The 24374-nt window shown below is 35.8% G+C and carries 24 protein-coding genes; 14 read left to right on the plus strand and 10 right to left on the minus strand.

All coding sequences use genetic code 11. The features are described 5' to 3' along the window. Positions 1-56: 56 nt before the first annotated feature. From PT603_RS11585 to PT603_RS11605, 5 genes are read left to right on the plus strand one after another with little or no spacing between them, the layout of a single operon-like run. Positions 57-1514, plus strand: a complete 1458-nt coding sequence (locus PT603_RS11585) for a lipopolysaccharide biosynthesis protein (RefSeq protein ID WP_008236298.1) — start codon at positions 57-59, stop codon at positions 1512-1514. Beyond that, a complete protein-coding gene (gene dut / locus PT603_RS11590; RefSeq protein ID WP_008236296.1) occupies positions 1511-1945 on the plus strand; it encodes a dUTP diphosphatase in 435 nt (144 codons plus the stop codon). The genes PT603_RS11585 and dut overlap by 4 nt, the downstream gene beginning before the upstream one ends. Before the next feature lie 46 nt (positions 1946-1991). Continuing rightward, positions 1992-2942, plus strand: coding sequence for a tetratricopeptide repeat protein (locus PT603_RS11595; RefSeq protein ID WP_008236294.1), 951 nt, complete (start codon positions 1992-1994; stop codon positions 2940-2942). Next, on the plus strand, positions 2942-3709 hold the full coding sequence (lolB1, locus tag PT603_RS11600) for a lipoprotein insertase outer membrane protein LolB1 (protein WP_008236292.1): 768 nt from the start codon (positions 2942-2944) through the stop codon (positions 3707-3709). Before PT603_RS11595 ends, lolB1 begins: the two co-directional genes overlap by 1 nt. Beyond that, positions 3703-4947, plus strand: coding sequence for a murein hydrolase activator EnvC family protein (locus tag PT603_RS11605; RefSeq protein ID WP_008236290.1), 1245 nt, complete (start codon positions 3703-3705; stop codon positions 4945-4947). The genes lolB1 and PT603_RS11605 overlap by 7 nt, the downstream gene beginning before the upstream one ends. Before the next feature lie 32 nt (positions 4948-4979). Here PT603_RS11605 and PT603_RS11610 read toward each other — a convergent pair whose 3' ends face one another. From PT603_RS11610 to trpS, 3 genes are all read right to left on the minus strand, one after another. Further along, complete coding sequence (locus PT603_RS11610; protein WP_008236289.1) at positions 4980-5489, minus strand: acyl-CoA thioesterase; 510 nt, start codon at positions 5487-5489, stop codon at positions 4980-4982. A gap of 57 nt (positions 5490-5546) precedes the next feature. Next, a complete protein-coding gene (locus PT603_RS11615; protein ID WP_008236287.1) occupies positions 5547-6479 on the minus strand; it encodes an HU domain-containing protein in 933 nt (310 codons plus the stop codon). Between the two features lie 362 nt (positions 6480-6841). Further along, positions 6842-7810 carry a tryptophan--tRNA ligase gene (trpS, locus tag PT603_RS11620; protein WP_008236285.1) on the minus strand — a complete coding sequence of 323 codons (969 nt, stop codon included), beginning with the start codon at positions 7808-7810 and terminating at the stop codon, positions 6842-6844. Between the two features lie 131 nt (positions 7811-7941). Between trpS and PT603_RS11625 the strand changes: the two genes are divergently transcribed. Further along, positions 7942-8691, plus strand: a complete 750-nt coding sequence (locus tag PT603_RS11625) for a lysophospholipid acyltransferase family protein (RefSeq protein ID WP_008236284.1) — start codon at positions 7942-7944, stop codon at positions 8689-8691. Between the two features lie 71 nt (positions 8692-8762). Here the strand turns inward: PT603_RS11625 and PT603_RS11630 are convergent, their stop codons facing one another. The 4 genes from PT603_RS11630 to recA all read right to left on the minus strand — a co-directional run bounded on the left by PT603_RS11630 (position 8763) and on the right by recA (position 12218). Then, positions 8763-10097 carry an outer membrane beta-barrel protein gene (locus PT603_RS11630; RefSeq protein ID WP_008236282.1) on the minus strand — a complete coding sequence of 445 codons (1335 nt, stop codon included), beginning with the start codon at positions 10095-10097 and terminating at the stop codon, positions 8763-8765. 3 nt (positions 10098-10100) lie between these two features. Next, entirely contained in the window at positions 10101-10646 is a 546-nt protein-coding gene (locus PT603_RS11635; RefSeq protein ID WP_008236280.1) for an RNA polymerase sigma factor, read from the minus strand. A 22-nt stretch (positions 10647-10668) separates the two neighbouring features. Further along, positions 10669-11070 (minus strand): hypothetical protein, encoded by a 402-nt coding sequence (locus tag PT603_RS11640; protein ID WP_040488489.1) that lies wholly within the window; start codon positions 11068-11070, stop codon positions 10669-10671. A gap of 140 nt (positions 11071-11210) precedes the next feature. Then, complete coding sequence (recA, locus tag PT603_RS11645; RefSeq protein WP_008236275.1) at positions 11211-12218, minus strand: recombinase RecA; 1008 nt, start codon at positions 12216-12218, stop codon at positions 11211-11213. Between the two features lie 241 nt (positions 12219-12459). Here recA and PT603_RS11650 point away from each other — a divergent pair, with 241 nt between their 5' ends. From PT603_RS11650 to PT603_RS11685, 8 genes are all read left to right on the plus strand, one after another. Beyond that, a complete protein-coding gene (locus tag PT603_RS11650; protein ID WP_008236273.1) occupies positions 12460-13701 on the plus strand; it encodes a peptidase U32 family protein in 1242 nt (413 codons plus the stop codon). Next, complete coding sequence (locus PT603_RS11655) at positions 13701-13931, plus strand: ferredoxin (protein WP_008236271.1); 231 nt, start codon at positions 13701-13703, stop codon at positions 13929-13931. The genes PT603_RS11650 and PT603_RS11655 overlap by 1 nt, the downstream gene beginning before the upstream one ends. A gap of 34 nt (positions 13932-13965) precedes the next feature. Continuing rightward, positions 13966-15006 carry an oxygen-dependent tRNA uridine(34) hydroxylase TrhO gene (trhO, locus tag PT603_RS11660; RefSeq protein WP_008236269.1) on the plus strand — a complete coding sequence of 347 codons (1041 nt, stop codon included), beginning with the start codon at positions 13966-13968 and terminating at the stop codon, positions 15004-15006. 116 nt (positions 15007-15122) lie between these two features. Further along, on the plus strand, positions 15123-16286 hold the full coding sequence (locus PT603_RS11665; RefSeq protein ID WP_008236268.1) for a PSP1 domain-containing protein: 1164 nt from the start codon (positions 15123-15125) through the stop codon (positions 16284-16286). Further along, positions 16276-16767, plus strand: coding sequence for a gliding motility lipoprotein GldH (locus PT603_RS11670; RefSeq protein ID WP_008236267.1), 492 nt, complete (start codon positions 16276-16278; stop codon positions 16765-16767). Before PT603_RS11665 ends, PT603_RS11670 begins: the two co-directional genes overlap by 11 nt. Positions 16768-16770: 3 nt before the next feature. Then, positions 16771-19071, plus strand: coding sequence for a penicillin-binding protein 1A (locus PT603_RS11675; RefSeq protein WP_008236264.1), 2301 nt, complete (start codon positions 16771-16773; stop codon positions 19069-19071). A gap of 136 nt (positions 19072-19207) precedes the next feature. After that, complete coding sequence (locus tag PT603_RS11680; protein ID WP_008236261.1) at positions 19208-19909, plus strand: CoA transferase subunit A; 702 nt, start codon at positions 19208-19210, stop codon at positions 19907-19909. 2 nt (positions 19910-19911) lie between these two features. Next, positions 19912-20568: a CoA transferase subunit B gene (locus tag PT603_RS11685; protein ID WP_008236259.1), complete on the plus strand. Its 657-nt coding sequence runs from the start codon at positions 19912-19914 to the stop codon at positions 20566-20568. A gap of 239 nt (positions 20569-20807) precedes the next feature. On the opposite strand, the gene PT603_RS11690 is transcribed toward PT603_RS11685, so the two are convergent. Genes PT603_RS11690 through PT603_RS11700 form a run of 3 tightly spaced genes read right to left on the minus strand, consistent with a single transcriptional unit; the run spans position 20808 to position 24343 of the window. Then, positions 20808-22481 (minus strand): ABC transporter ATP-binding protein, encoded by a 1674-nt coding sequence (locus PT603_RS11690; RefSeq protein WP_008236257.1) that lies wholly within the window; start codon positions 22479-22481, stop codon positions 20808-20810. Position 22482: 1 nt separating this feature from the next. After that, positions 22483-23196, minus strand: coding sequence for a 3'-5' exonuclease (locus PT603_RS11695; RefSeq protein WP_008236255.1), 714 nt, complete (start codon positions 23194-23196; stop codon positions 22483-22485). Continuing rightward, the gene (locus tag PT603_RS11700) at positions 23180-24343 is read right to left on the minus strand and encodes a serine hydrolase domain-containing protein (RefSeq protein WP_008236253.1); all 1164 of its coding nucleotides are present in this window, start codon (positions 24341-24343) and stop codon (positions 23180-23182) included. Before PT603_RS11700 ends, PT603_RS11695 begins: the two co-directional genes overlap by 17 nt. Between the last annotated feature and the right edge of the window lie 31 nt (positions 24344-24374).

A 24374-nucleotide genomic window follows, 5' to 3' on the forward strand; every position in this document is an offset into this window, starting at 1 on the left:
GTAGTTGTTTGCAGCTGTAGAAATGAATACTTTAGTGCTTTCTAATTCAGCTATCCTTGGGGGCACTACAGAAACTTTTTAAACACACGTTTATTTATGGGTTGGCAACAGTATTGCCTAGAGTATTAGGGCTTATACTCACCCCGCTTTATATACACGAATTACCCAAATCAGACTATGGGATTTATTCAAGTTTAATAGTATATCTTATTTTGGGTAATGTGTTATTATCCTATGGAATGGAGACTGCTTTTTTTCGCTTTATAAATAAGAGTGAACGTAAAGCAGAAGTTCAGGCTACTGCGCTTACCTCCATCTTTATATCCTCTCTAGCTTTTTTATTTTTAGGGTTTCTTTTGAAAGAATTTATTTCAGATTGGCTTAATTACAAGGTAGATTTTATTCTTTACGCCCTTTTGATTTTGTTTTTTGACGCTTTAGTTGTTATTCCATTCGCATGGTATCGTAATCAACAAATGCCAATTAAGTACTCCGCAATCAAGATTTTTAATGTAGTGATTAATTTACTTTTGAATGTCTTTTTCTTTTTAGTACTGCCTCAAATCGTTGTTGAAGATGCTCAAAGTATATTTGAGTATGCTTTGTTTGATAATAAGGTTCATTACATTTTTATTGCCAATTTGATGGCAAGTGTCGTCACCTTTATTGTGGTATTACCGCTGTACTTTCGTATAGGTTTTGGTTTTGATAGGGTATTGTGGAAGAAAATGTTTTTATATGCTTTTCCTGTTTTAGTTGCGGGAATTGCTTTTTCTATTAATGAAGGCTTTGATAGGATAATTCTACGTAGCCTTCTTCCGGCCGAAACTGCTGATGCGTCAGTAGGTGTTTATGCAGCATGTTATAAACTTGGAGTGTTTATGACATTATTTATAACCGCTTTTAAACTTGGAGTAGAACCTTTTTTCTTTAGTCATGCTAATAAGAAAAACGCAAAAGACACTTACGCCAATATTACCCTCTATTTTACTATTTTCGGTTCGTTTATTTTGCTTTTTGTAGTGGTTTATACTGATATCTTAAAGTTAATGTTATTACCGGAGAAGGAATATTGGGAGGCACTTTGGGTAGTCCCTTTTATACTTTTAGCTAATTTATGTTTAGGGATTTATCATAATTTATCAGTGTGGTATAAAATAACAGATAAAACTAGTTTTGGAGCTTATATTTCGGTTGTGGGAGCTGCAGTAACGCTTGTACTTAATTTTGTTTTAATACCGCATATGAGCTACAAAGGGTCAGCAATTGCAACCCTTGCTGCATATAGTTCTATGATGATTGCATCCTTTTATTTTGGTCAAAAATATTATCCAGTCCCTTATAATTTGAGAAAAATTGGCACCTATCTTTTAACTTCAATACTCTTTTCCGGATTGGCATTTTATGTCTTTGATCGCAATCTTTTTATAGGTTCTACCTTTGTTTTGCTATTTTTACTGCTCATTGTTGCATTTGAGAAAAAAGAACTTAAAAAAATACTTTTAAAAAAATGATTATAAAAATAATTAACCAATCGGAGCATATTTTACCAACCTATGAAACTATTGCTTCTGCTGGAATGGATATTCGGGCCAATATTCCAGAACCTATAACGTTACAACCATTAGAGAGAGCTATTGTAAAGACTGGATTGTTTATAGAATTACCTATCGGATATGAAGCCCAAGTACGTCCTCGAAGCGGCTTGGCAGCTAAATACGGTATTACAGTGCTGAATGCCCCCGGAACAGTTGATGCTGATTATCGGGGTGAAATTGGTGTTATTTTGGTGAATTTAAGCAATCAGTCGTTCACTGTTGAAAACGGGGAGCGTATTGCTCAATTAGTTATAGCAAAACATGAAAGGGCTCAGTGGGAAGAAGTGCAGGAGTTGTCAGAAACAACTCGTGGAACTGGTGGTTTTGGAAGCACAGGGTTAAAATAGTTTTTTGGAATGTCTTTTGATAGGAAAGAATTAAAAATTATATTACATGAAATACCTTTTTTCTTGGGGGATGTTTATTCTGTTAGGGTGGGTGATTACCCCATACCAAGCGTGTGCCCAAGAAGAAGAAAGTGCGGAGATATCCCTAGAGTTGTATTCTGATGAATTTCAGGAGTATTTTTTTGAAGCCTTAAAACAAAAAGGTATTGAAAACTACGACAAGGCAATTAACTTATTGATTAAGTGTAAAAAGTTACAGCCGTTGGAAACTGCAGTAGATTATGAATTAGGGATAAATTATTTTGCTTTAAAAAAATTTGATGAAGCAGCAGTTTACTTGTTTAAAGCTGTAGAATACAATCCTGATAATTATTGGTATTTAGATCAGCTTTTTAAAACATATGAGACCATTGAAGGTACTTCTAAGGCCATGGAAATGGTTGAAAACCTTGCCAAAAAAAGTGATATCCATAAGGAGCAATTATTAAATCTATATTTAAACAGGGGATTTGCCAAAGAGGCACTTCTTTTGTTAAACACTTTGGGGGATATGAATGGAAAATCTTCTAAGAGGGTACAACAAAGAGCTCGGATAGAATATCAATTAAGCAAATTAAATAAGTCTGATTCAAATACAATTCCTGCTTCAATTGAAAAATCGGCCGCGGAAGGTGTAAATGTGGTTTCTAACTATGTAAAATCCATAGAGGAGGAGTTGTCTAGAAAATCCTATATTACGATGCTAAAGCTAGTTCAAGAGGCATTAGAATTATATCCCGCTGAGGCACGATTTTATGTTTCTCAAGGGATGGCGTATAATGGATTGAATAAGCCAAAACAAGCCTTGGAATCACTTGCTGTTGCGTTAGATTATTTAGTGGATGATTTGGTACTGGAACGTATTATATATGAACAAATGTCGTCTGCATATACAACTTTAGGTGATACACAGAAGGCAACATTTTATACACAGAAAGCTAAAAAACTGTCACAGTAATGCTCAAAAAAATAAAATATTTTTCATTAATGCTACTTTTTGTAGCCATAGGTTGTAAAACAAGTAGGTTCACAGTAAAAGGTGAAGTAGATTCTTCCTTGTCCACGCGCAATGTTATAAAAAGTCATTACACTAACGAGCTTAATTTTAAGACTCTTACTGGTAGAATGCAGGTAGATTTTAATGATGGAAATTCTGAGCAGGGTGCTACACTTACTATGCGTATGGAAAAGGACAAAGCAATATGGCTTAGTGCAACCTTGGGTATGGTTAAGGTTTATATTACTCCGGAACATGTAAGTTTTTATAATAAAATGGACAAAACTTATTTTGATGGTGATTTTTCATATTTGAGCCATCTTTTGGGGCTGGAATTGAATTTCGAAAAGGTACAAAACCTTCTTTTAGGACAGGCAGTTTTTAATTTAAATAAGGAATCATGTGTTTTAGAATCTAATTCTGAAGCATATGAGCTTAAAGCCCAAAACCAGGCAAGTGTATTAAGTAAAATATTTCTTGTGGATCCTGGACATTTCAAATTACGTTCACAACAGTTTATTAAAGATTCTGAAGATAAGTCATTGCTTGTTTGGTATCGTTCTTATCAAGAGGTAGGTAATAAAATAGTTCCTGAGGCATTTCGAATTTTAGCTCAAGAAAACGATAAACAATTGATTATTGACATTCAATATAAGAACATACAACTTAATGATAAGGTTAATTTTCCTTACAGTATTCCAAATGGGTATAAAGAAATAGAATGGTAGCTATGAACTGGACTGGAAGAACATATTTTTTAACTTGCTTGTTGCTATTTATTGCAATGTTCTCTGGTAGTGGGCAAAGTAAAGAACAGCAAAACCTAGAAGCTAGAAAGACTCAACTTCTTAATGAGATTAAGCAAATAAATAGTTTATTAAATCAACAGGCCAAAAAGAGAACTTCTATTCTTTCACAGGTTGAAGATTTAAATCAAAAAATACGAATGCAACAAGAGTTGATAAGAGTTACAAATCAACAAGCTAACTTGTTAAATAGGCAGATTAATGGCAATATGCGTAAAATTGAATCTTTGAGAAATGACCTAGTTAAGCTTAAAGAAGATTATGCGAAAATGATAGTTCGTTCCTATAAAAGTAAATCTCAGCAAAGTAGATTAATGTTTTTATTATCCTCAGAAACTTTTTTACAAGGGTACAAAAGGCTCCAGTATATGAAACAATACACTAATTTTCGTAAAGAACAAGGGGTGGAAATTCAGAAAAAGACGGAGGAATTACAGCAACTTAATACTACTTTAATTGTACAACGAAAAGAAAAGGAACGATTGGTTGCAGAGAATAGAAAGGCCCAGCAAGAGCTCCAGACTGAAAGATCGCAACAAGAACAGTTAGTAAATTCAATACGAAAGAAGGAAGGGGAGTATGCTAGCCAAATTAAACAGAAAAGGAGTCAAGCAGATGAGCTTGATAGGCAAATTCAAAAGCTTATTAGGGAAGCTATAGCTGAAAGTAATAAAAAAGCTGGTGCCAAAGCTACTGGTGGCAGTGCAACCACCTTTGCACTTACTCCTGAAGGACGACTAATAGCTAATAATTTTGCAGCTAATAAAGGAAGTCTGATCTGGCCTGTAGAACGTGGTTATAAATCCCAGGGATATGGACAATATGCGGATCCTGTTTATCCAGATGTCAAACACAATAATAATGGGGTTACAATTGCTACCATCCAAGGAGCGAAAGCTCGAGCCATATTTGATGGGGAAATTTCCGCAATAATAGCTATTCCTGGTGGAAATAAGGCCGTTCAAGTTCGACATGGAAATTATATTACAACCTATTACAATCTATCTGATGTATATGTAAGAAAGGGTGAAAAGGTAAAGGCAAAACAATCATTAGGAGCAATCGTTACCAATCCAATAACTGGTAAAACAGAAATGAAGTTTTTCTTATATAAGGATACGGTAAAGCTTAATCCTGAGCAATGGATAGCTAAGATGTAACTAAAAAATCCACACAATTGTGTGGATTTTTATTATTGAAAAATAGCTTTAAGCTCTGTTGCTTCTTGAGGTTTCATTTTTCCAGCCAATACAAGGCTTAGTTGTTTACGTCTTAGGGCGGCCTCAAAACGTTGTTTTTCAAGTTCGGTTTCAGGAATAAGTTCTGGAACTTCTACTGGACGACCGGTTTCGTCCACAGCTACAAATGTATATATGGCTTCATTTGCCTTTGTTTTAATACCACTTTCCCTGTCTTCCGTCCAAACATCAATATAGATTTCCATAGAGCTTTTAAAAGCGCGTGAGACGGCTGCTTCTACTGTAACAACACTTCCAAGAGGAATGGCACGGTTAAATGCGACATGATTCACAGAAGCAGTTACAGTAACACGTCTTGAATGACGACGAGCGGCAATACTCGCTGCACGATCCATACGGGCCAAAAGTTCACCTCCAAAAAGATTATTTAATGGATTTGTCTCGCTCGGGAGTACTAAATCTGTTAATGTTGTACGTGATTCACTAGGAGTCTTTGCTTTCATACCAAAAATTTTTGCAAAGATATTCGCAAAAAGGCATACAAAAAAGGAGAAAAGATGTTATTCTGAAATAAGTACCCAACCCTCTTTTTGTTTAGTTTTAAGTATTTCAAGGAAGGCATTTGCTGCGTCCATAGTAGCGAAGCTTTGATATGCAACTTGATGGAGGCCATATTTATTTACGCCAACTTTTGAAGCCTTATAGCCTTCGGCTTTTAGTTCTTCGACTTTTTTATCCGCATTTTCTGAAACTCTAAAAGCGCCTGCAACCACGTGATATGGCATGGGTTCTTTAATGATATTCAATTTTAAGGAAGGTAATTCTATAGGTTCAGCGTCAAAGAAGGTTGCTTGCTGAATAGTTTTGGCAACCTTGGCCTGAGCTTCTTGTTCAACAATTTGTAGTTGAATCTGTTGTTGTTGCTGATAGGAATCCATACCAACAAGACCTAATGAAGCGGTTAAGGCTAATACAGCGGCATATTTAACAAAAGCAGGTATTCTGCGTTTCTCTGGGGTAAAACGTATTGGGGCTTTTTCTTCTAGAGAGGCTACTTCTTGTTTTAATACTTCACGAGTAATTTCTTGAGAAACAAATGAGGTTAGTCCAAAGGATTCTGTAAGATAATTAGTTGTAAGCGAAGGTTGAAACTGAATTTTTTGAGAGGAATTAATCCATAGTTCTCCAAGTTGTTTTAAAACTAGACATTCATTTTGTTCCAATTGTTGATTCCAGATAGTTACACGGCTTTTTACCATAGCTAAAGCTTCATCATATGAAAGCTTGTCTGACTCTGCAATGTAGGATACCAGTAGACCATCATTTGAATTTAGTTGGGCATTAAATGCAATTTCTTTTGATGGAGGAAAAAATGTATGAGTGCTCGTAGAAAGCTGAGCAGGCTTGTAATTCGTTATAAATGCGCCAAAACCAGGAACGGTAACGCATTGATATCTATATAGTAAGTCGTGTATGTAATATTCTAGTCGCATTAAACAAATATGAGGATTTTTTTTTGAAGATGGAAATGGACTGTTGACAATTTTTTAACAATTGGCAACTTGGATTGCGTTATTCAGAATGTCAGTGAGTTAGATGGTGAAATGGCCTGATTTCTAATGAAAGTACATGGTAAGGTCAAATATTGTTCAACTTAAGACATTGTAATTTGGTGTTTTTATCTCAATTTTAAAGTTAAGTATAAGAAATTCAAAAATCTTTATAAAGCAAAAGTGTTATCAATTGAATAAATTGTAGGATGATTGGTGGGTTTGTAGGAAAGTGATTTTAGAACATTTATAAGGGAAGGCAGCTGCCTTCCCTTAAGTTTTGTGTTGGATTTTAGAACTTTTTATTAGTATCCTAGTTTAGATCGTACTCTACTAAGGACATCATTAGCAATGGTTGTTGCTTTCTCAGCCCCTTTTTTTAATTCCTTGTCTATTTCATTAAGATTGTCCATATAGTAAGCAAATTTAGCTCTAGGTACTTCAAAGAAGTCAATAATAAGTTCATATAATGCTTGCTTGGCATGACCATATCCGTAATTCCCTTCAGTATAATTTCTTCGCATCTGATTGACTTGATCAGTAGTGGCCATTAGTTTGTATAGAGCAAAAACGTTGCAGGTATCTGGATTTTTTGGTTCTTCTAGTGGTGTACTATCTGTTTGAATACTCATTACCTGTTTTCGTAAAGATTTATCATCTTGAAAAATATTGATAAAGTTGTTACGAGATTTACTCATTTTTTCTCCATCTGTTCCTGGGACAATCATTACTTCTTCCTGAATAACTGCTTCAGGCAAGACAAATGTATCACCCATTTGGTGATTGAATCTTGAGGCCGCATCTCGGGTAATTTCAAGATGCTGTAATTGATCCTTCCCAACAGGAACAAATTCTGCATCATATAACAATATGTCAGCAGCCATTAACATAGGATATGTAAATAGTCCTGCATTTACGTCTTCTAGTCTGTCAGCTTTATCCTTAAATGAATGGGCTAAAGTAAGTCGTTGAAATGGAAAAAAGCAGCTCACATACCAAGTTAATTCCGTTGTCTGTGGTACATCACTTTGACGATAAAAAACAACTTTACTAACATCTAATCCAAAGGCAAGCCAGGTTGCAGCAACACAATAGGTATTATAACGAAGTTCTTCACCATTTTTAATCTGGGTTAGAGAGTGCATATCTGCGATAAAGATGAATGATTCATTGTTTGGATTCTGCGTCATTTTAATTGCAGGCATAACAGCGCCTAAAATGTTTCCTAAATGCGGAATGCCGGTGCTTTGGATACCAGTAAGTATACGAGCCATATTTTTGTTTTTTTAAGGAATCAAAGGTAACTATTGAGGGGCTGCTTGCCAAAAGAGATTTTGATAAAATATCTTATAGTATAAGAGTATTTAAAAAAGCTGTACTTTTAGCTGCTTCAAAAAGAGTACTGTTGAGAAAGTTATTTCAATACCCACTTTATGTGTTTTGGCGTTTATGGTTTTATATACTCATAGCATTGCCAATTATAGTTTGTTTTCCTTTTTTATTGTTGTTTTCTTCTCGAGAACAATGGTATCCTTATTTTTTTTGGATTGCTAGAAACTTTTGGGCCAAAACCATATTATATGGGATGGGGTTTTACCCAAGAATTACTGAGGAACAACAATTGGATAAAGGGAAGAGCTATATGTTGATTGCCAATCATAGCAGTATGACCGATATTATGTTGATGTTGGTAGCGAGTAAGAATCCTTTTGTGTTTGTCGGTAAAAAAGAATTAGCCAAGTTTCCACTATTTGGTTTTTTTTATAAGAGGGTGTGTATTATGGTTGATAGAAGTAGTGCTCGCAGTAGATCGGCAGTCTATTTGCGTGCTAAAAAAAGGTTGGATAGCGGATTGAGTATATGTATTTTTCCGGAAGGAGGGGTGCCTGATGATGAAGATATTTTGTTAGATACATTCAAGGATGGAGCTTTCAGGTTAGCCATAGAATATGGTATTCCGATTGTCCCAATGAGTTTTTTAGATAATAAACGCAGGTTCTCATATCGATTTTTTAGCGGTAGTATGGGTAGAATGAGGGTGTATATTCACCGTTTTTTTGAAACTGCACACTTAGATAGTAAGGATAAGGAGGAATTAAAAAATGAGGTGAGATCTGTTTTATTAAAGAAGCTTCAAAAAACTAATAAGACATAAAAAAACCCTCGAGGACCGAGGGTTTTTGGTTTATGGCATTTGCTGCCATGCAAACCTAACCAACTAAAAAACTAAAATTGTATACTAAGTCCGGTATGAAGACCTAGAGAATAGGGTCTAAAATTTCCTTGATCCCCAGAGAAGGTGTTCAATTGATATTTGAAAAGTGGTTCTACCAGTAATTTCATGTTTTTCGAAAATTGGTAATCTACCCCTATACCTATGTTTGTGCTAAAGTTAATATCATTCAGATTGTTAGCTTCTCCAAGCTCAGACTGCATTCCTTGATTTGTAAGTAAAATTTGATTGTCCATTAAAAATAGGGTACTGAATCCTCCTATTAGATTCATGCTAAGTTTGTTACCGGTCACTCTATATTTCATTTCAACTGGAAGTTCAAGATAACCTATGTTTTGCAATAATGAGCCACTTGTGGTTGAAACTGTTTTATATTCAGATAGTGATGGTGAAAGTGAATTGATATTTGAATCGTTGGATAATGGAACCATACTGGCATTATTTTTAAAATTTATGGTGTTAATAGCTTGGGTTGAAAGACCATTGCCAAAGGTTACATTTTCAGTAGTGTAGCCTAAATTTATTTTATTGAGACCAGACCGAACGCTTAATTTATCACTTACATTGTAAGATATATTTACTCCAAAACTAATGTTAACTTGACCGTTTTTGGTGTTTTCGACAAATCGTGTGTCAATAGGAGAGCCATTACTTACTGAACTATAATAAACCGGAGCCACTTGGGGATTTAAACTCCATTTCTTAGCAGTAGTAATAGGCTTGTTGGATTCATCTCTGATCGCTTCTTGTTCCGCAATTGCTTCTTCTATTGATTTTAAATGTTTGTCGGAAGTTTTTTCTGAAGGAGGAACTTCCTCTATTTTATTTGATAAATGTTTGTCGTATGTAGTAATTTGATTTTTTTCAGGAATAATATTAGTGTCATTTATCTGTTGATGGTATTCTATGGATGAACTCTTTGTTTTTGAGACAGCGTTGATTATTGCAATATTTTTTGTTGAATTATTTGATTTTTCCTCAGGTAAATCAATTACTTGGTTTGATTGCTCCATCCATTTGTCTAATGCATCATCATTAGTTGAATTAGATGGTGCGCTTTCTAAAGTGGGATTGTCAGCACTCCTTGTTACTCCATTTTCCGAAGGGTTAACTGTTAAAGGGGCATTCCATTTAATTATACCTATGGTAAGTACTATTGCTAAACCCGCAGCGATACCACCCCATTGCCACCAGAAGGGAATCACACGTTTTTTTTGTTTTTTGTCAAGATGAGTTTCTATGCGTTGCCAAACCTCTGGTTGTGGAGCAACTTCGAAGTCTTTAAACTTTTCTTGAAAAAAGCGATCAATATGTTTATTATCTCGCATTTGTTACAATGTTAAACTTTTTTTAGTATTGGCTTGTTCAATTTTTAATTTGAGAATGCCACGTGCTCTAGCAAGATTGGATTTCGAAGTTCCTTCGGTAATGGATAACATCTCTGAAATTTCTTTATGGTTATAGCCATCCATAACATATAGGTTGAAAACTAGGCGATACCTATCTGGAAGTTCTTGTATTAATTTTAAAAGCTCATCCATTGAGAGTGTCTCAGCTTCTGAGGTTAAAAACTCTTCATCAGGAGCGTCTGTATGATCTTTTATTATCTCGAATACCGTGTCGTTTCTGTACTTTTGAAGTGCCGTGTTAATTACAATTCGGCGCATCCATCCTTCAAATGAACCCTCAAAGCGGTATTGATCTATTTTATTGAGTATGGTAATAAAACTGTCTTGTAGATTATCCTCAGCTTCTGCGGTAGTGCGCGAATACTTCAGGCAAGTGCTATACAACTTTGGAGCAAATAAGTTGTATAGCTCCGCCTGAGCCTTACGATTATCTTGGCTACAATCTTGTATAAGTTGTTTTAGACTCACTCAATAATCGAGTTTCAATATTTTAGTTTGCCCCACCAACTATGGCCTCTATTTCTAGATATTGATCTTCACCTTGCCAAAATCTGAAAACGTAAGTTCCTGATTCAGCTGGTTTGAATTGAAAGGCTGCTTCGCGCTCTAATTCAGAGTCTTCACATAAACGCTCGGGATAAACAGTTGATACAGCTGTTACTGTACGAGTTAAGTTTTCCCCTGGTAAATAATTAAATCCATTAAAAACATGACATGTAGAGGTTTGTTCGTAGACTACTTCTACTGTGTAGGTAGTTCCTACATTCATTTCTTCGGGGAATGTTGCCGATATAATTTTTACAGGTTCAAAGTAAAAATCTTCACCGTCATCTAATGAACATGATGTTGTTACCGCTACTAAGGCTATTAAAGCCACCATTAATTTTTTCATACGTGTTATAAATTTACAAAATATTATTAGGGTGTTTTTTTATAAGACGCACTTTATTTTAAAGGTTGCGTCTGATCTAAAAAAAAACTGCGAATCTTTTTCTTGGAAGATTCGCAGTTAGATATAATTAGCTTTAGAAATTATTTCGCTACCGTTTTAAGTGCTTCACGGATTTTAACGTCTAATTCTTCGAAGAGTTCTGGATTATCTTGTAAAAGTGTTTTAACGGCATCTCTACCTTGACCTAGTTTAGTGTCACCGTAAGAAAACCAAGATCCACTTTTTTTAATGATTTCATATTCTACTCCTATATCTATAATTTCTCCTATTTTAGAAATACCTTCTCCAAACATGATATCAAATTCAGCGGACTTGAATGGTGGGGCTACCTTGTTTTTTACCACTTTAACTCTGGTTTTGTTACCTGCAGCTTCACCATCAGTATCCTTAATTTGAGTAGAACGGCGTATATCAAGTCTTACAGATGCATAGAACTTCAATGCATTTCCACCGGTAGTTGTTTCTGGATTTCCAAACATCACACCTATTTTTTCACGAAGTTGGTTGATGAAGATAACTGTACAACGTGTTTTATTAATGGTTGCAGTTAGCTTACGAAGTGCCTGTGACATAAGTCTGGCATGCAGTCCCATTTTAGAATCTCCCATTTCTCCTTCTATCTCGCTCTTTGGAGTAAGCGCCGCAACCGAGTCAATTACTACCAAGTCAATTGCACCGGAACGTATAAGATTATCTGCTATTTCTAGTGCTTGTTCACCATTGTCAGGCTGAGAAATAATAAGATTGTCAATGTCTACACCTAATTTTTCTGCATAGAAACGGTCAAACGCATGTTCTGCATCTATGAATGCAGCAATACCTCCTGCTTTTTGAGATTCTGCAATTGCATGCAAGGTCAGTGTTGTTTTACCTGATGATTCTGGACCGTAAATCTCTATAATTCTACCTCGCGGATATCCTCCCACTCCAAGTGCAATATCTAGGCCTATTGAGCCTGTAGGGATCACTTCTACTTGCTCTACCGCACTATCTCCTAACTTCATCACGGCACCTTTTCCATAGGTTTTATCTAGTTTATCTAAGGTGAGTTTCAGGGCTTTAAGTTTTGCTTCTTTTTCGGCACTCATGGTTCAAACAGTTTTTATAGTATGGTTGCTAAAGTACTATATTTAAAAGTGGTAATCAATGGATACTCAAAGCTTTTATGAACATTTAATTCCTTTATGTTTTTGGTTTGTGAAAGTAGAATTGTTTTAAATGATTGATATGTAATAGGTTTTACACCTTGAGACATGATGAATCGAAATTATGTAGTTTATATTCTTTCATCTATTTTGTATCTTTGCAGCCCGAAAAATAGCAGTAGTAATGACTTCATCCGGAAAAATAGAATTAATGGCCCCTGCGGGCAATTTTGAATCTTTACAAGCAGCATTGGATAATGGTGCGGATTCAGTGTATTTTGGAGTAGAACAGCTTAATATGCGTGCACGTGCAAGTATTAATTTTACTATTGATGACTTGCCTGAGATTGCTGCGCGTTGTAAGGTGAAAAATGTACGTACCTACCTTACTCTTAACACTATTATATATGATCATGATTTGTCTATAATAAAGACTTTGCTGGATGCTGCCAAGACCGCCGATATTACTGCTGTTATAGCTATGGATCAAGCGGTTATAGCTTATGCAAGACAAATCGGGATGGAGATTCATATTTCTACTCAAATAAACATCACCAATATAGAGACCGTGAAATTTTATGCTCTTTTTGCTGATACAATGGTGATGAGTAGAGAGCTTAGTTTGCGGCAGGTTAAAAAGATTTGTGAACAAATAGAGAAGGAACAAATAAAAGGGCCGTCGGGAAATTTAGTAGAAATTGAAATTTTCGGTCATGGAGCATTATGTATGGCGGTGTCTGGTAAATGCTACTTGAGTTTGCATTCACACAATTCTTCTGCAAATAGAGGTGCCTGCAAGCAAAACTGTCGTAAAAAATATACTGTAATAGATCAAGAAAGTGGCTTTGAGATAGAGTTGGATAATGAATATATGATGTCACCAAAAGATTTGTGTACTCTTGATTTTCTAGATCAGGTTATTGACACGGGTGCAAAAGTATTGAAAATTGAAGGACGTGGTCGTGCCCCTGAGTATGTAGCAACTGTTATTCGGACTTATAGGGATGCCATTGACGCCTATTATGAAGGAGAGTATTCTAAAGAAAAGGTAATGGTGTGGATGGAGGCGTTGTCGACTGTGTATAACAGAGGATTTTGGAGTGGCTATTATCTTGGGCAAAATTTAGGAGAATGGAGTGATGGACCTGGTTCGCAAGCTAGCCAGAGGAAGGTTTATGTGGGTAAAGGGATGCACTTTTTTCCGAAAACAAATATTGCTGAATTTAAGATCGAGGCTTTTGAAATTAAAATAGGAGATAAATTGTTGATAACTGGCCCTACTACTGGTGTAAAAGAGTTTGAGTTGGAAGATATGATGGTTAATGATGAGCGTATTCAAGTAGCTAAAAAAGGAGATTCTTGCACTTTTAGAACAGATTTTCGTGTACGGCTTTCAGATAAGCTTTATAAAATTGTTCAAGAATAATGGTTATCGTAACTCTCCAACGAGATAAATGTATAGGATGTAATTATTGTGTCGAGATGGCCCCTGCACAGTTCCAGATGTCTAAAAAGGATGGGAAAAGTGTATTGCTTCATAGTACCGAGAAAAAGGGATTTTTTACAATAAAATCACATGATGATAGTATTTATGAAGAATGTGTACAGGCTCAAAAAGCCTGTCCGGTAAAAATAATTAGTACAAAAAAAATTTAAATATTTTCTTTAACCTTAAAAAAATTGGTATAGCATGCAACTGTACAATAATTTAAGTGCTAAAGAAAGAGCAGCGCTTATTGAGGCGGCCGGAAAGGACCGTCTTACGCTTTCTTTCTATAAATATGCACATATTCAAGATCCGGAAGTTTTTAGAAATGAACTATTTTTAGTTTGGAATAGATTAGATGTTTTGGGTCGTATCTATGTTGCGCATGAAGGTATTAATGCTCAACTATCCGTTCCTGCTGAGTATTTTGGTCGTTTTAAGGAACATCTTGATAGTATTCCATTTTTAAAGAATGTGCGTCTTAATGTGGCTATTGAGCAAGATAATTATGCGTTTTTAAAACTTAAAATTAAAGTAAGGCATAAAATTGTAGCGGATGGACTTAATGATGAAACCTTTGATGTCACCAATATTGGAATACATGTTAATGCAGATAGATTTAATGAGCTTATAGAGGACCCAAACACTATTTTGGTGGATATGAGAAATCACTATGAAAGTGAAATAGGTCATTTCAAAAATGCAATTACTCCAGATGTAGATACTTTTCGTGACTCATTGCCTATTATAGAAGATGATCTTAAGGAGCACAAAGAGGATAAAAAACTTGTTATGTATTGTACAGGAGGTATTCGTTGTGAAAAGGCCAGTGCATATTTTAAACATAAAGGTTTTAAGGAGGTGTATCAATTAGAAGGTGGCATTATTAATTATGCTCGGCAAATTCAGGAACAAGGTCTGGAGAATAAGTTCATAGGTAAAAATTTTGTTTTTGATGAGCGTATGGCTGAGTCTATAGGTAATGAAGTAATAGCCCAATGTCATCAATGCGGAACATCCTGTGATACGCATGTCAATTGTGCTAATGAAGCATGCCATCTATTGTTTATTCAATGTGAAAGTTGTAAGTCAGAAATGCAAGGATGTTGCTCCGATGCCTGTAAAGAAGTTTCTAGCTTATCTTATGACGAGCAGAAAATGTTGCGTAGGGGTAAGACTAAGTCAAATAAAATTTTTAAGAAAGGGAGGTCAGAGACTATAAAATTCAAAAGAAACCTTTCCTAAAAATCTCTATAGGGCTTCCGAAGAAAAATAGTATCTTTACTTTTTGGAGAGTTAAATTATGAATCTTTTTCAGCAAACTGACATCCAGTCTCTTGCTGATTCAATATATAGAAAAAATGGGTTGTAGCAGTTGTTCCACTGGAAAGGATGGACAACCACGCGGCTGTAAGAACAACGGAACTTGCGGCACCGATGGATGTAATAAATTAACCGTATTTGATTGGCTTGCCAATATTTCTCTTCCCTTAGGACATGAGATATTCGATTGTGTAGAAGTCCGGTTTAAGAATAGTAGAAAGGAGTTTTTTAGAAATAACGAAAAGCTCACCTTGAGTATTGGAGATATCGTTGCAACGGAATCTTCTCCTGGTCATGATGTAGGGATTGTAACCCTTACCGGAGAATTGGTGAAAGTACAGATGAAAAAGAAGAAGGTGGATTGGACTAATCCAGATCTTCCTAAGGTATATCGAAAGGCTTCTCAGAAAGATATTGATATTTGGTCAACTGCCCGTAATCGAGAAGAGGAAATTAAGAAACGTTCTCGAGAATTAGCAATTGCTTTAGGACTCGAAATGAAAATTTCAGATGTTGAATTTCAAGGTGATGGATCCAAGGCAACCTTTTATTATACAGCTGAAGATAGAGTTGATTTTAGACAGCTTATTAAAGATATGGCCAAGGCGTTTTCTATTCGTATTGAAATGCGTCAAATTGGTTTTCGTCAAGAAGCAGCTCGATTAGGAGGTATTGGCTCTTGTGGTAGGGAGCTTTGCTGTTCTACATGGCTTACTGATTTTCGATCTGTTAATACTGCTGCTGCTCGTTACCAACAGTTATCACTTAATCCACAAAAATTGGCAGGTCAATGTGGGAAGCTTAAATGTTGTCTGAACTATGAATTGGACGCTTATTTGGATGCCCTACAAGAATTTCCTAAGCCAGAGACTAAATTATATACAGAAAAGGGGAAGGCAAGTTGTCAGAAGATTGATATTTTTAAAGGGTTACTTTGGTACACGTATGATGATGATAGTATCAATTGGCATAAACTAACAGTAGAACAAGTAAGTGAAATTGTTCAGCTTAATTCCAAAAAACAAAAGGTGGCTAGTTTAGAAGAGTATGCCTCAGTATTAGTGGAAGAAGATACTAAAAATCAATTTGAGAACGTTGTAGGACAGGATAGTCTTACTCGTTTTGACAAACCTATAGCAAAACGTAAACCTAAGAAAAGACGCAATAAAAATTTCAATAGAAATAAAAAGGATGCGAAATAAAATCCCATTTTTGTTGCTTTCATGGGTGCTTATAGCCTGTGATGCTAATACCGTTCATAGTGAATTCCAGTCCTTACCTAATGGTTGGCATAAGGATCAAGACATAGTCTTTGAATTTAAGGAACCGGACACTTTAAATACATATGATGTTTATGTATGGACGCGTAATAATGAGCAATATTCCTTTAGTAATCTTTTTATGTTAGTAGAAATGCGATTTCCTGATGGTAAGGTGGTCAGTGATACGTTGGAATACGCCATGGCGGAACCAAGTGGGAAATGGCTCGGCAAAGGGTTTTCTGCTGTTAAGGAAAGTAAGTTATGGTATAAGGAAGGAGTTCATTTTCCAATACAAGGGACTTATAAAATGCTAATCCGTCATGCGATGCGAAAAAATGGTGAAAATGACGGAATTGAGAATTTAGAAGGGATTATAGATTTAGGAATATCAATTGAAAAACAATCTCAGCATAACAAATAATTTATGGCAAAAGACACCCCGAAAAAGAATAACTTTATAGTCTACATTCGTTGGTTTTGGATTCTATTTATCAGTGGAGTATTGTTGGTAGCTTTACTTTTTTTATCTGCTTCATTTGGGCTCTTTGGGGAACTCCCTGATTTTAGAAGATTAGAAAATCCAGATACAAATTTAGCAAGTGAAATTATATCTTCTGATGGACAAACACTAGGTAAGTTTTATTTAGATGATAACCGGACACCAGTAGCTTACGAAGACCTGCCAGATCACCTTGTAAAAGCGCTTGTTGCTACCGAAGACGAAAGATATTATAAACATTCTGGTATTGATGCTATTGGCACCATGCGAGCAGTAGTTTATTTAGGTAGTAAGGGCGGAGCATCTACCATAACTCAACAATTGGCCAGGCAATTGTTCGTAGGGGTTAGGTCTAAAAATATTTTCCAAGCTATTACTCAAAAGATTAAAGAATGGGTTATCGCTGTTCAACTTGAGAGACAATATACAAAGGAGGAAATCATTATGATGTACTTTAATATTTATGATTTCAATAATCAGGCTGATGGTATTCGGTCTGCCTCACGAATATATTTTGGTAAGGAACCTAAGGAATTAACGGTAGACGAAAGTGCTGTTCTTGTTGGGATGTTTAAGAATTCATCTCTTTATAATCCAAGACGCAATCCTCAAGGTGTTACTAATAGACGAAATGTAGTCTTGGGTCAAATGGCTAAAAGTAATTTTATTACGAAGCAGCAACGTGATTCATTACAACAACTCCCTTTGGAAATAAATTACAATCCTGAATCACATAAAGAGGGAGTTGCAACGTATTTTAGAGAATACCTGAGAGCTTATCTTAAGGAGTGGATAGATAATAATCCAAAGGCCGAAGGAGGAAAACACAACTTGTACTTGGATGGCTTAAAAATTTATACAACCATTGATTCTCGGATGCAACGTTACGCCGAGGAGGCTGTTACGGAACATATGACACGCCTTCAAGCGGAGTATTTTGTGCAAAACACTACAGAACGTAATAAAACAACACCTTTTGTAGGGATAAGTGAAAAGGAAATAGATAATATTTTAGAGCGTGCAATGAAGACATCTGATCGTTGGCGCTTTATGAAGGCTCAAGGAAAATCGGAAAAGGAGATAAGAGCTTCTTTTAACAAGCCTATTGAGATGGAGGTATTTACTTGGCAAGGTGAAAAAGATACTATAATGACTCCTCTAGACTCAATAAGATATTATAAAACATTCCTTCGTACAGGGATGATGTCTATGGAACCTCAAACAGGATATGTAAAAGCTTGGGTAGGGGGAATTAACTATAAACATTTTCAATACGATCAGGTAATTCAGGGAGCGCGTCAATCGGGATCTACTTTTAAGCCTTTTGTGTATGCTACAGCTATAGATCAGCTTCATTATGCTCCTTGTTATGAGGTGCCTGATGTTCAAACATGTATTGAAGCAAATAAGTATAATAATCCACAAGCTTGGTGCCCTAAAAATTCTGATGGAAAATTTTCAGGAGAAATGTATACGCTTAAACAAGCCTTGGCAAATTCGGTCAATTCCGTTACAGTTAATTTGATGGATAAAGTGGGCCCCCAACCTGTTATTAATTTGGTTAAAAACCTGGGGATCAAAGCGGATATTCCTGAGGTGCCTTCCATAGCCTTGGGGACAGCAGATATAACAGTTTATGAAATGGTCGGAGCTTACGGGACATTTGCTAATGAAGGAGTGTATGTTAAACCAATTATAGTAAGTCGGATTGAAGACAAAAACGGAACTGTTTTATTTGAGTATACCCCAGAGACACGTGATGTAATGAGTGCTGAAATTGCCCATGCAGTTGTGAATCTTCTAGAAGGTGTTACCCAAGGAGGTTCTGGTACTCGTTTGAGAACTAGAGGAGCTGACAAATACAATCAAGTGTATAAAGAAGTAGTAACAGGATATCCTTATGAGTTTACAAACCCTATTGCCGGTAAAACGGGAACTACTCAAAATCAAAGTGACGGTTGGTTTATGGGTATGGTGCCGAATCTAGTCACTGGAGTATGGGTAGGAGGCGAAGATCGTTCTGTTCGATTTAAAAGAATAGCCTACGGACAAGGTGCTACTATGGCCCTGCCTATATGGGGAATATATATGAAGAAGTGTTACGCCAATGAAGACCTTGGTGTTTCTAAAGATGCCTTCATAGCGCCAGAAAATGATACAATAAAAATGTCTTGTAAGGAAGAAAATGAAGCCAGTCCTGAAGACGATATTGAGATTGATTTTTAGGTAATCTTTTATAGGAATGATCATACAAAGTAGCTCGTCAATTAGGCGGGCTTCTTTGTATGATAGCATTTGCTTTATGATAGTTTTCCTTTAACAATGTATATATTTTTTGTATTTTTCATCAAAATTTCAAGTAATGATTGCTAAAAACGTAAAAGATGTAAATGAAGCTCTTCTGGGTGTTAAGGATGGGATGACCATTATGTTAGGGGGGTTTGGACTTTGTGGGATTCCTGAGAATGCAATAGCAGCACTAGTAAAATCTGGAGTCAAAGACCTTACGTGTATATCTAATAATGCTGGTGTAGATGATTTTGGGTTAGGTCTTCTCCTTCAAAAGAGGCAAATAAAAAAAATGATTTCATCTTATGTGGGTGAAAATGATGAGTTTGAACGTCAAATGCTAAGTGGAGAGTTGGAGGTTGAATTGACTCCGCAAGGTACCTTGGCAGAAAAATGTCGAGCTGCTCAAGCCGGAATACCCGCGTTTTATACTCCTGCAGGGTATGGGACTGAAGTCGCAATTGGTAAAGAAACCAGGGAGTTTAATGGGAAAATGTATGTTATGGAAGAAGCTTTTAAGGCTGATTTCTCAATCGTTAAGGCATGGAAAGGAGATACTGCTGGTAATTTAATTTTTAAAGGGACTGCTCGTAATTTTAATCCTTGTATGTGTGGGGCTGCAAAGATTACGATTGCTGAAGTGGAAGAATTAGTTCCTGCTGGGACACTAGATCCTAATCAGGTACATATTCCTGGAATATTTGTTCAACGTATATTTCAGGGGGTAAATTATGAGAAGCGAATTGAACAACGAACAGTAAGGAAAAGAAATTAGTAATGGCATTAGATAAAACAGGTATTGCTAAGCGAATTGCGCAAGAGCTTAGGGATGGTTATTTTGTAAATTTAGGGATTGGTATACCAACTTTGGTGGCTAATTATGTTCCCGATGGAATAAGTGTTGAATTTCAAAGCGAAAATGGTGTTTTAGGTATGGGACCTTTCCCTTTTGAAGGGGATGAAGATCCAGATATTATTAATGCAGGAAAGCAAACTATAACAACGTTACCTGGAGCGAGCTTTTTCGATTCTGCAATGAGCTTTGGAATGATACGAGGAAAACATGTTGATCTTACTATTTTGGGGGCTATGGAGGTGTCTGACAATGGAGATATAGCTAACTGGAAAATCCCAGGGAAAATGGTTAAGGGAATGGGAGGCGCCATGGATTTAGTTGCTTCTGCTGAGAATATAATTGTTGCCATGATGCATACGAATAAAGCTGGAGAATCTAAATTATTGAAGCGTTGTACTTTACCACTTACAGGTGTAGGCTGTGTTAAGAAGGTTGTTACAGAATTGGCGGTTCTTGAAGTTACCTCGGATGGGTTTAAGCTATTAGAAAGAGCTCCTGGTGTTTCTATTGAAGAAATACAAAATGCTACAGAAGGTTCGCTTATAGTTGAAGGAAAAATACCCGAAATGATTGTTTAATTAATTGAATAATGCATTTCATCGAAATTATGTGCTATTTTGTCGATGATTTATAAAAAAGTGAGTAAGTTTATATTCCCAAATTAAATAATAACCAACCGCTTATGTTACCAAAACTGCTCATTTTGCTAGGATGCCTTTTACTCCTGGTGTTTGTTGTACGCTACTCAGAAGCAAAATTGAAACCAACCTACATCTTAGTAAAGGATTTGTTCAAAGTAACCCGAAAGGTTTTTATGTTATAAACCTTTCGGGATTGCTTTTATTAATTTTTGTGTATAGGGGCTTTTCGGTGTATTATATATAGTGTCCGATTCCCCAAATTCTTCAATTTTACCTTTATTCATCACCATGAGTCGATCACTCATGTATTTTACTACGGCCAAATCATGTGATATAAAAAGGTATGTAAAGTCAAAACTTTCTTTTAATTCATTGAGTAAATTTAATACTTGGGCTTGTACGGATATATCTAATGCTGACACAGACTCATCACAAATAATTAGTTTGGGTTGTAATGCTATGGTACGAGCTATTCCTACTCTTTGTCGTTGACCACCAGAAAATTCATGGGGATACCGACCAAAATGTGAAGTCTGCAAACCCACACGCTCCAGTAATTCCATAACTTTTTCCTTACGAATCCTATTATTTGAATATAATCCATGTACTTGCATTGGTTCCATTATCGCTTGGCCAATTGGTATTCTTGGATTTAACGATGCAAATGGATCTTGAAAAATAAGTTGAATTTCTTTACGTAATGTTCTTATTTGCGATGATTTTAATTTTGTAATATCCGTTCCTTCGTATATAATCGTTCCAGCAGTCGCTTTATCTAATTGTAAAATAGTGTTTCCAAGAGTTGATTTTCCACAACCACTTTCTCCAACTAGCCCCAACGTTTCTCCTTTATACATAGAGAAGGATACATTATCAACTGCCTTAACAGTATGTCGTTTACTTAAAATCCCAAGAGATGAAACATATACTTTTTCAATGTTACGTACCTCAAGTAATGGTGTTTGTGAATATATTTTTTGATGACTTGTAAGGCGTTCTTCAAATGTAATACATTCTGAAACTGATCTTTCTTCTAGAAAATCTTTAATTGTAGGTAGCCGTTTCAAACGAACATCTGCTGAAGGACGAGAAGCCAAAAGAGCTTTTGTATAGTTGTGTTTTGGCCGACTAAATAGTTCTGCAGTATTCCCTTTTTCAACAAGATTTCCTTGATACATTACTAAAACCTTTTGTGCAATATCAGCTACTAGAGATAAATCGTGAGATATAAATAAGATACTCATTCGAGTTTCTTGTTGTAATTCTTTGAGCAGAAGGATTATTTCTTTTTGAACCGTTACATCTAGTGCAGTAGTAGGTTCATCTGCAATTAATATTTGTGGTTTACAGGCAATGGCCATTGCAATCATAACACGTTGCTTTTGCCCGCCGGATAGTTGATGTGGATAGCTATTGAAGATACGTTCCGGATCTGGAAGCTTCACTTTTTCAAACAGGGACAATACTTCCTCTTTTATGGAGTTATGCGTAAGTTTGGTGTGAAGTTTAAGGATTTCCGTAATTTGATTTCCACAACGCATGGATGGATTCAATGAGCTCATAGGTTCTTGAAAAATCATGCTGATTCTGTTACCCCTCCATTGTTGCCACTGCTTTTCAGATAGGGTGTGAAGTGGGGCATTTCCCATCATGATGGAACCAGAGATGGATGCTTTATCTAAAGGGAGTAATCCCATGAGCGCTAATGACGTAACTGATTTTCCACTCCCAGATTCTCCAACAATTCCAACTATTTCGTTGGGATGTATTGTGAATGAGCAATCATTAACTACTGTTGTATAAGCGTCTTGACTCTTAAAGGATATGGTGAGGTTTTGTACTTTGAGCATGTCAAATATGCAATATTTCTTCTTTTTCTAATAGGGGTTCATTACGTAAACGTAATAGGATTTGAGCAACCGAAATAGTGTCTTTTTCGCAATAGGTTATAATTCTATCAATATCTTTCTCTAGGTAATAAGTGTCACGTACTTTACTTCCATCAATATCATCTTTAGGAGAGGGAATACCTAATATCTGAGTAAGTAACTTTAAGGATGTATAATTTTTATAATCTCCAAATTTCCATAACTCTAGAGTGTCTAGATGTGGTATCTCCCATGGTTTTTTTCCAAAGAGATTAAGTTTGTTTGGTAGTGGAATTCTGTTTATTATCATTCGTCTTGCAATGAAAGGGAAGTCAAATTCCTTTCCGTTATGTGCACATAAAAGATGGTAAGGTTGATTGAAATAAGTCTCCAGTAAGTTGGAAAAGGAATGTAAAAGAGAATTTTCATCACCATAAAAGGATGTTACTCTAAACCTTCTTTTTCCACTTTTTGAATCGAAATAACCTACTGAAATACAAATTATTTTTCCAAATTCAGCCCAAATGCCGGCATTGCTATAAAACTCTTCTGGTGTGAATTCGTCTTTACGTTGATATTTTGATTTGGTGTCCCATAAATCTTGCATCTCTTGTGAAAGTGCTGTATAGTTTTCATGTTCTGGAACAGTTTCAATATCTAAAAATAATATGTTTTCAAGATTAATTTTTAAGAGCATCACCCATCATTTTATAGGCTTCTTCAATATATACTGTAATGTCATTTGAAAATTGACCAACTCCAGCATCTTCTGATTTCTGATGGCCTAAGCGAACAATAATAATATTATCATTAGGTTCCACAAGGACATATTGACCTAAGTGTCCACGCATCATAAAAAAGTGCTTGTCTCCTTGATCCTTCATCCACCATCCATAACCGTATTCTGGACTTTCTTTAAATCGAGGGGTGACAGATTTAGCAATAAAAGTTGAGTCAAGTAGTTGCTTTCCATTCCATTTGCCGTGATCTTTATATAATTTCCCCATTCGCGCAAAATCTTTGGCATTACCCGCAATACAACAATAGGCTTTTACCATATCGTGCTCTTTGCTATCTACTTGCCATAAGGCTTGGTTTTCACTTCCTAATGGCTTCCAAAAACTGTCAGTTAAATACTGATAGAGTTTTTTCCCAGTTGCACGTTCAATAACCATAGCAAGCATTTGGGTATCTCCACTAGCATATTTGAATGCTTGACCAGGTTCTTCGACTACTTTTAGACCAGTTACAACACTGCTTAAGTCATCATCAAAGTAAGCGCGAGTGGTAATAGAAAGAGGGGAGTAGTAAGCTTCATCCCAGTTTGTCCCAGAAGACATGCTTGAAAGATCTCCGACAGTCATTTTTTTTGCCATACCTTCACAAAACTCAGGAATAAAATCACATACAGGTTGGTCTAGCCCAGTAATATATCCCTCCATTATTGCTTTGCCTAGTAAAGCAGACACATAACTTTTAGCCATTGAAAAAGAGTTGGATTTGCTAGTTTTATTAAATCCATCATAATAATTTTCAAACCAAACGCTGTCATTTTTAATAATTACATAAGCCACTGAGCCTAAATCTTCATGCGTTTTCATCAGCTTTTCGGTTTCATTGACTGAATTATATGATTTGTGTAGAGGCCATGGTTCTGGAGTTCCAATTTCTAAAACTTGGTTGTCAAAATGCTTGTAATCTTCAAGATATGCAGTAGTTTCTCCTTTTAAATAGATAGTTCGGACTGCCTTTATAAGATAATCAGTGTCGGTTATATAAAGTACAATTACGATAGTTGCTAGCAGAATAACAACCCATTTCAGTAGTTTTTTTATAAAATTCATGGTTTTAAATAGTTTGAACTAAAGATAGCCA

The organism is Imtechella halotolerans, from assembly GCF_028743515.2.
GTDB classification, from domain to species: domain Bacteria; phylum Bacteroidota; class Bacteroidia; order Flavobacteriales; family Flavobacteriaceae; genus Imtechella; species Imtechella halotolerans.